We start from the raw sequence: 7,006 nt of genomic DNA on the forward strand, positions 1-7,006 counted from the left end.
CGAAGCCGGCGCGCGGCCGACGTAGGTGAAGCTTTCCTCTTCTTCCCAGAAGATGATGCCATCGCCGATCACGTGGCCATAAGGCGTCGTCGGCACATACTGCTTGGCCTTGTTGACCGCCCAGCCCTTCGAACTGTTGATCATCGTGTCCGAGAGCAGCTTCCCGGCATCCTTGCCGCGGATGTAGAGGTTCACCATGTGGTGCGACTGATCGAACAGCACCGCCGAGTGCTGCCATGCCCACTGTTCGCTGCGCCAGTTGGAAAACTCGGGCGCCACCACCGGATAGACGTAGGCGCCAAGCTGCGAATTGCGCAGCATTTCAACGATGTTGGACTGGCCCTGAAGGACCTCTTCGAGGTTCGCTGCCACGCTGTCTCTCCCGATTGCAAATGGCTGGTTGAAATTTGTATGCAACACATACAATATCGAAGCAGATTCGCAATGCCAAATTGTGCAGGCCCCATGCGGGCGAAATGCATCGCTGGCGGCGAGCGACCGCGCGTTCTATGGGGCGCGCGGCCCACGAACGAACAGGGAGAGATTTGAATGACTGCACCAGTGATCCTGACGCTTTCGTGCGAGGACAGGCCCGGAATCGTCGCCCGGGTTACCGGCAACCTCTATGAGGCCGGCGCCAACATCCTCGAGGCGCAGCAGTTCGACGACACCGAAAGCGGCCAGTTCTTCATGCGCGTGGTGCTCGATCCGGGCTCGGGCGACGAGACCACGCTGCGCAGCGCCTTCGCCCCGGTCGCCGAACAGTTCGGCATGGAATGGACGATGCGGGATAGCTCGAAGAAGCGCCGCACCGTGCTCATGGTCAGCAAGTTCGATCACTGCCTCGGCGATCTGCTTTATCGCACCCGCATCGGCGAACTGCCGATGGAAGTCGTCGCGATCATCGGCAACCACCCCAAGGAAGCGCTCAACATCACCCTGCTGGGCGATGCCCCCTATCACCACCTGCCGATCACCAAGGACACCAAGCCGCAGCAGGAGGCGCAGGTAAAGGCGATCGTCAATGAAACGGGCGCCGAACTCGTCGTCCTCGCACGCTACATGCAGATCCTCTCGGACGACATGGCCTCGTTCCTCAACGGCCGCTGCATCAACATCCACCACTCGTTCCTGCCAAGCTTCAAGGGCGCCAAGCCCTATCACCAGGCCCACGCGCGCGGTGTGAAGATGATCGGCGCAACGGGCCACTACGTGACGACCGACCTCGACGAAGGTCCAATCATCCACCAGGACGTGACGACCGTGACCCACGCCGACACGCCCGATGATCTCGTCCGCAAGGGCCGCGACGTCGAACGCCGTGTGCTGGCCGAAGCGGTGCGCCTCCACCTCGAAGACCGTGCGCTGCTCAATGGCAACAAGACGGTGGTGTTCCGGAGCTGAAACCCCTTGCTCTCTCCCCTTGAGGGGAGAGATACGAAGGCTTGCGAGCTTGCTCGCTAGCCGTAGTTGAGAGGGGCACAGGCGCTGCGCAAGTTCCCCTCTCCCCACCCTCTCCCCTCAAGGGGAGAGGGCTTCAAGCGAGGGAGCAGGCAATGCAGGTGAACTGGCTCGATCACGTCAACGTGATCACCGACAAGCTCGACGAGACCGCCGAGTTCTACAAGGCACTGCTGAACCTTGAACGCCGCAATGCCCCTCCGCCGCTGACGCCCGAAAACGCGCAGTGGATGTACGACGCCGGCGGCAAGGCGATCGTCCACATCAACTCGGTAGACTGCCCCCGCGCCTTCGACCGCCACGTCGACCCCGGCGCGCTGACCGGCGCAGTGCATCACGTCGCGCTCAACTGCTCAGGCTACGACGAACTGATGGAGCGCGTCGGCGCGCTCGGCACGCCCTTCCAGCTCAACACCGTGGCCTCCATCGGCCTGCGGCAGATTTTCGTCAGCGATCCCAACAACGTGCTGCTGGAGCTCAATTTCTTCGGGGATTGAAGAAACTACTCCGGCCGCTCCCCCGCCATCGTCGTGCGGTACATTTCCCGCCGGAAGCCATCGTAATCATTCGGCGCCAGATGGAGCGCGGCGCGGTTGTCCCACATCGCGATCATGCCGGGCTCCCACCGCAACCGGCAGGTGAAGCCCGCCTGCGTGATATGCCGCGTCAGCATGTCGAGGATCGGGCGGCTTTCCGCCTCGGTCATCCCCTCGATCCCCACGGCATAGACTTCATCGACATAAAGCGAGGGCAGCCCGGTGAAGGGATGCGTGCGCACCAGCGGGTGGAAATTGCCGTTGAGCGCCGAGGAGCGCCGGTCGTCATTGGCGAAGGCCATCGGCTTGCCGCTGATCTTCTCCTGCGTCGCGACGTTCGCTTCGGCCGACATATGCACCTTCAGCGGGCGCAGCATGGCCTGCATGGTGGGGCTCAGCATCCGCCATGCGAGCTGCGTATCGGCCCAGGTCGTGTCCCCGCCATAGGGCGGCACCTGAACGGCGCGCAGGATCGTCACCGAAGGCGGCTCGTCGAGGAACGGCGAATCCGTGTGCCAGCCGCTGCCGAACAGCGCCTTGGTCTTCGTGTCCGCTTCCTTGATCAGCGGGTGGACATTGCGGTGCCCCTCCACCCCTTGCGTATAGGCATCAACCGCGAAGGGCCCGAACCGCGCGGAGAACGCCTCGTGCTCGGAATGCGTGAGGTGCTGATCGCGCAGGAACACCATCTTGTGCCGCCACAGCGCATCGCGGATTTCATCGAAGGCTTCGGGCAGGAGATCATGCCCCAGCCGCACCCCGGTGATTTCCGCACCCATCGCCGCGGTCAGCGGATGCGCGGTAATATGCTTGTAGTCGCGCGCCGCGTTATCGAAATCGCCCTGCGGGCTCAGCCTCACTTCGCGCATCAGCTTCTCTCCATCAGGCGGGGATCGCCCCTTCCAGCGCATCGGCCAGCTCGACCGGGCGCGAGAGATAGGGGCTGTGATCGGCATCGAGTGTCACCACCCGCGCGCCGGGGCTCATGGCCTGCATCCGGCGCTGGCTGGTAATCGGGATCGTGCGGTCAGCCGTGCATTCCACGTAGGTGCGCGGAATCGAGCCCCAGCGCTCCGCGGTCAGCGCCAGCGGCTCCGAACGCGGCCCATGCGGCTCGGCCACAAGGCGCGGCAACACGCCTGCCACCAGTTCCGGCGGCGAAAGCTGCGCAAAGACCGGCGCAGCGCGCGCGGGATCGACCACCGTCGCGGCGCCATCGTGCACCTTGCTGATGATCGCATCGAAATCCGGGTTGGGCTCTTCCATGGCTTTGAACTGCGCCCGCGAAGCGCCGGAAGGCAGCATCATCGCACAGATGTAAACCAGCGCGTCCATCGCCGCAGGATCCCGCTCCGCCGCCGTGCTGACAACCAGCCCGCCGCGCGAATGCCCCGCCAGCACGACCGGACCGCCGCCCAGCTCGGCCTTCAGATTGCGGCAATGCTGCGCAGCAAACTCGCCCCATTCGCCCAACGTTACCGCTGCCAGTTCCTCCGCCGAGCCGCCCATTCCCGGCAGCGTCGGCGCGACCACGGTGTGCCCACGCGCCCGCAGCAATGCTGCAACCGGATCAAAGCACCAGCCGCCATGCCACGACCCATGGATCAGAACGAACCCCGCCATCAGCGCACATGCCCCGACCAGGTGCGCAGCCCCGGCGCGGTGCGGTCTTCGCTCTTCAGCGCCGCCGCCATGCCCGGCCGCGCCGTCACGCGGTCCCGCCATTCGACCAGGCGCGGCGCGCGCTTGGCGATCTCCATTTCCGGGAACATCCGCTCCACCATCATCCCGCAGTGCGAATAGAAGTTGATGTCCGCGAGCGTATAGGTCTGGCCGGCCAGCCACGGCGTTTCGGCCAGCTGCCTTTCCACCTTGTCCACCGCATATTCGATCTTTGCCGTGGCATTGGCGAGATCGGCCTCCGAAAAGCCCGAACGCGCCGTCGCCCACTTCTTGCGCTGATCGGGCAGCGGGATGTTCTCCAGCAGCTTCTCGAACTCCCCGCTTTCGATATTCCGCGCGATCACGCCCACCATGCGGTGCCAGCCGTGCATCGAGACGAAGTTCATCACCTGCTCGTCGACGAACTTGTTCCAGTAGCGCATCCGCGCGGCGCCGACCGCATCGCGCGGCCGCAGCGGGCCATCCGCCGGCTGCGCATCGGGAAACACGTCTTCCAGGTACTCGTTGATCACCGTGGTGTGGGTGATGATCGTGCCGTCATGATCGAGCACCGGCACCTGCCCCTCCGGATTGATCGCGGTGAACCAGGGCTGGTGCTGCTCGAACTTGTGCAGGTCGACGTAGATGCTCTCGTATTCGAGCCCCTTCTCCTTGAGCGGGGCCATGGATTTCAGCGAGTTGGCCAGCGGTTCAGCGTGATAATACTTGAGTGCCATGGTCTTACCTGATCGCAAGGGTGCCCAGCACGCCACCATCCACCGCCCAGGACTGGCCGGTGACGTGCGCGGCAGCGCGTGACAAAAGAAAGGCCGCGACTTCGGCTACATCTTCCGAAGAACCAAGCCGCTGTTGCGGCACGTTTGCGGCAAGCGAGGTCAGCTGCTCCGCCGGAACGCCATCCAGCAGCGGGGTCTCGATGAAGCCGGGCACTAGGCAGTTGACGCGCACACCATGCGCCGCCCCTTCCAGCGCCGCTGCGCGCGCAAGGCCCAGCACCGCGTGCTTGCTCATCACATAGCCCACATTCATCGCCATGCCGCGCTCCGAGGCGAGACTGCCGGTGATCAGGATCGAGCCCGCCCCACGCGCCTTCATCTCCGGCAGCACATGCCGCACAGCCCAGAACGCGGATTTCATGTTGACCGCCATCAACGCCTCGAAGGCATCGTCCGAATAGGCTTCCAGCGGCGCAAAGGTTCCGCCCGTCCCGGCATTGAGGAACAATGCGTCGATCGGCCCGTGCTGCGCGACCGCACTCTCCAGCGCCGCAATCAACTGGTCCTGCTGGCCGACATCCGCTGCCGCCCAGCCCGCGCCTGCGCCGAGTTCGGCGCAGAGGTCTGCCAGCAATTCCCCGCGCCGGGCAATCAGCGTCACCCGCGCGCCGCCGCGCACCACGCGCTCTGCTGCCGCGCGGCCGATCCCGGTCGAAGCACCGGTGATCACCACATGCTGGCCTGCAAAATCCATCAGCTTGCCCTCGGCGCAATGAAATCGGCCCAGACGGCCCACTCGGGCTTGTCGGAAGCGTCAGGCTCCCACTGCTGCACCATCAGCGCGCGCGCTTCGGGTTCCGGCATGCCCAGGCAATCCCGGTGCAAGCGGTAGAAGAACGCCGAAACCCGCCAGTTCATGATGCAGTGGACATGGACCGGCTTCGGCCCCTGCTCCAAGGCCGCACGAAAGGCCGCGAAATGGGTCTCGTCCGGCGCATCGAACGGCACCGGGATATGGGTGTAACCGATCCCCGCCGCCGCCAGCTTCGCGCCTTCATCCGCCAGTGCATCGGGATGGCTATCGAGCGCCAGATTGACCACATGCCGCACGCCCAGCGCAGCAAGACGCGCAACATCGGCCTCCTCAAGCCGCCCCGATGTCGTGACCTCGCTGCCCAGCCGCTGCCAGCCGCGAATATCGGCCGGGTCTGCCATCATCTAGTCTCAGGCCAGCCCGAGCACGCGCACCGCGTTGTCCTTCATGATGCCGGGCATGACTTCGTCCTTGAAGCCAACCTTGAGCGCGGCATCGATCCACTTCTGCGGATGGATCAGCGGAAAGTCGCTGCCGAACAGCATCTTATGCTTCAGCTGCGTGTTGGCATACTGGATGATCTGCGGCGCGAAGTACTTCGGCGACCAACCCGACAGGTCTATGAACACGTTGTCCTTGTGCAGTGCCATTGAAAGGCTCTCGTCCACCCAAGGCCACGAGGGGTGCGCCAGAATGATCTTCATGTCCGGGAAATCGACCGCGACATCGTCGATCAGGATCGGCTGACCATACTTGAGGCGCATCCCGCCGCCGCCGCGCATCCCCGTCCCCATGCCCGAATGGCCGGTGTGGAAGATCGCCGGCAGCTTGTACTCGGCGATCACCTCGTAGATCGGATAGGCCATCCGGTCTGCCGGGTGGGCGTTCTGCACGATGCCGTGGAACTTGAAGCCCTTGACCCCGTAGTTCTCGATCAGATCACGCGCCTCGCGCGCGCCGAACTTGCCCTTGTGCGGGTCGATCGAGGCAAACGCGATGCAGATATCATCGTTCTTGAGCGCCATTTCGGCGACTTCGTAGTTCGACACCCGCTTGGCGCCCATGCCGCTTTCGGCATCGACGGTGAACATGCAGAAGGCAATCTGCTGTTCGCGATAGATCTCGACGATCTCGGGCATCTTGGGCCGCTCGCGCGGCGCCTTGAAATAGGCCGATGCTGCATCGAAGAACTTGCCCATCACCGGGTCTTCCGGATCGTGGCACGAAACCTCGGCATGCACGTGCACGTCGATGGCTTTGATCTTCTGGATGTCGATGGGCACCGGGCAATTCCTTGAAAGAAGCCCCGACGACCGCGAGGTCGCCGGGGCTGCTGGTCATTCAATCATGGCTCAGACGAGCGCGTCCTTCTTCACGGTGATCACCTGGCTGTAGGTGAACTCCTTCAGGCCCTCGATGCCGTACTCGGCGCCGAAGCCGGACTGCTTGTGGCCGCCGAAGGGCGCGAACGGCGAAAGGTGCAGGAACTCGTTGATCCACACCGTACCCGTCTCGAGCTGCTCGGCGATCTTCACCCCGCGGTCGGTGTCCTTGGTCCAGACCGCGCCGGCAAGGCCGTACTCCGAGTTGTTCGCGCGGGCGATCACTTCATCGTCGCTCGAGAACTTCATCAGCGGCATGACCGGGCCGAACTGCTCTTCCGCCACAATGCGCGCGTCTTCCGGCGGATTGTCGAGGATGGTGATCGGCACATAGTAGCCCGAGCCCGAAGGATCGACATCGCCGCCGACGAGGAACTTGTAGCCGTTGGCCTTCGCGTCCTCGATCAGCTCGCA

9 protein-coding genes and 1 pseudogene are annotated in these 7,006 nt (G+C 64.0%); 2 read left to right on the plus strand and 8 right to left on the minus strand.

Features of this window, described 5'->3' with window-relative positions; all coding sequences use genetic code 11:
- Window positions 1-372 (minus strand): annotated as a pseudogene (locus Q0082_RS15965) (aminomethyl transferase family protein); the annotation flags it as partial.
- Between the two features lie 177 nt (window positions 373-549).
- On the opposite strand from Q0082_RS15965, the gene purU reads away from it, so the two are divergent.
- Complete coding sequence (gene purU, locus Q0082_RS15970; protein WP_298194511.1) at window positions 550-1,404, plus strand: formyltetrahydrofolate deformylase; 855 nt, start codon at window positions 550-552, stop codon at window positions 1,402-1,404.
- 152 nt (window positions 1,405-1,556) lie between these two features.
- Window positions 1,557-1,958 (plus strand): VOC family protein, encoded by a 402-nt coding sequence (locus Q0082_RS15975; protein ID WP_298194513.1) that lies wholly within the window; start codon window positions 1,557-1,559, stop codon window positions 1,956-1,958.
- Between the two features lie 5 nt (window positions 1,959-1,963).
- On the opposite strand, the gene Q0082_RS15980 is transcribed toward Q0082_RS15975, so the two are convergent.
- The 7 genes from Q0082_RS15980 to Q0082_RS16010 form a co-directional block, all read right to left on the minus strand.
- The gene (locus Q0082_RS15980) at window positions 1,964-2,866 is read right to left on the minus strand and encodes a TauD/TfdA family dioxygenase (protein ID WP_298194515.1); all 903 of its coding nucleotides are present in this window, start codon (window positions 2,864-2,866) and stop codon (window positions 1,964-1,966) included.
- A gap of 13 nt (window positions 2,867-2,879) precedes the next feature.
- On the minus strand, window positions 2,880-3,620 hold the full coding sequence (locus Q0082_RS15985; protein ID WP_298194516.1) for an alpha/beta hydrolase: 741 nt from the start codon (window positions 3,618-3,620) through the stop codon (window positions 2,880-2,882).
- Window positions 3,620-4,396 (minus strand): glutathione S-transferase family protein, encoded by a 777-nt coding sequence (locus Q0082_RS15990; RefSeq protein ID WP_298194518.1) that lies wholly within the window; start codon window positions 4,394-4,396, stop codon window positions 3,620-3,622. The genes Q0082_RS15985 and Q0082_RS15990 overlap by 1 nt, the downstream gene beginning before the upstream one ends.
- A gap of 4 nt (window positions 4,397-4,400) precedes the next feature.
- Window positions 4,401-5,150 (minus strand): SDR family NAD(P)-dependent oxidoreductase, encoded by a 750-nt coding sequence (locus Q0082_RS15995; protein ID WP_298194522.1) that lies wholly within the window; start codon window positions 5,148-5,150, stop codon window positions 4,401-4,403.
- Window positions 5,150-5,614, minus strand: coding sequence for a protein tyrosine phosphatase family protein (locus Q0082_RS16000; protein ID WP_298194523.1), 465 nt, complete (start codon window positions 5,612-5,614; stop codon window positions 5,150-5,152). The genes Q0082_RS15995 and Q0082_RS16000 overlap by 1 nt, the downstream gene beginning before the upstream one ends.
- Window positions 5,615-5,620: 6 nt before the next feature.
- A complete protein-coding gene (locus Q0082_RS16005) occupies window positions 5,621-6,493 on the minus strand; it encodes an amidohydrolase family protein (protein ID WP_298194525.1) in 873 nt (290 codons plus the stop codon).
- A 69-nt stretch (window positions 6,494-6,562) separates the two neighbouring features.
- The coding region (locus Q0082_RS16010) for an aldehyde dehydrogenase family protein (protein WP_298194527.1) at window positions 6,563-7,006 on the minus strand (444 nt) is incomplete at its 5' end.

This window comes from Novosphingobium sp., assembly GCF_027489515.1.
Taxonomy (GTDB): domain Bacteria; phylum Pseudomonadota; class Alphaproteobacteria; order Sphingomonadales; family Sphingomonadaceae; genus Novosphingobium.

What these genes read in the sequence shown, in the direction of transcription:
- purU (WP_298194511.1), top strand. Translation starts at nt 550, where the DNA reads ATGACTGCACCAGTGATCCTGACGCTTTCGTGCGAGGACAGGCCCGGA.
- Q0082_RS15975 (WP_298194513.1), top strand. Translation starts at nt 1,557, where the DNA reads ATGCAGGTGAACTGGCTCGATCACGTCAACGTGATCACCGACAAGCTC.
- Q0082_RS15980 (WP_298194515.1), bottom strand. Translation starts at nt 2,866, where the DNA reads ATGCGCGAAGTGAGGCTGAGCCCGCAGGGCGATTTCGATAACGCGGCG.
- Q0082_RS15985 (WP_298194516.1), bottom strand. Translation starts at nt 3,620, where the DNA reads ATGGCGGGGTTCGTTCTGATCCATGGGTCGTGGCATGGCGGCTGGTGC.
- Q0082_RS15990 (WP_298194518.1), bottom strand. Translation starts at nt 4,396, where the DNA reads ATGGCACTCAAGTATTATCACGCTGAACCGCTGGCCAACTCGCTGAAA.
- Q0082_RS15995 (WP_298194522.1), bottom strand. Translation starts at nt 5,150, where the DNA reads ATGGATTTTGCAGGCCAGCATGTGGTGATCACCGGTGCTTCGACCGGG.
- Q0082_RS16000 (WP_298194523.1), bottom strand. Translation starts at nt 5,614, where the DNA reads ATGATGGCAGACCCGGCCGATATTCGCGGCTGGCAGCGGCTGGGCAGC.